Source organism: Streptomyces scopuliridis RB72 (assembly GCF_000718095.1).
Taxonomy (GTDB): domain Bacteria; phylum Actinomycetota; class Actinomycetes; order Streptomycetales; family Streptomycetaceae; genus Streptomyces; species Streptomyces scopuliridis.
In genome coordinates, this window is sequence record NZ_JOEI01000102.1 from 1 (window position 1) to 312 (window position 312).

General features: G+C 67.3%; 1 protein-coding gene. It reads right to left on the reverse strand.

Annotated elements, in window-relative coordinates:
- Nucleotides 1-304, reverse strand: a 304-nt coding sequence (locus IF11_RS37520) for an AMP-binding protein (RefSeq protein ID WP_244888292.1), incomplete at its 3' end; no start/stop codon positions are given.
- Nucleotides 305-312: the final 8 nt, after the last annotated feature.

Here is a 312-nt window from a genome sequence, read left to right on the forward strand (position 1 = left end):
CATACACACCCCCCGCCCTCACCACCGCCAACATCGCCACCACCACATCAACCGACCGCTCCAACAACAACCCCACCCGCGACTCCACACCCACACCACGCCCCACCAACACCCGAGCCAACCGCCCCGCCCGAGCCTCCAACTCCCCATACGTCAACGACACATCACCACACACCACAGCCACCGCACCCGGCGACTCCGCCACCCGCGCCACAAACCCCTCCACCACCGAACCACCCGACAACCCACGCACCACACCACGCCCCGCACCCACCACCCACTCCCGCTCAACCACCCCCAACATCGACACCT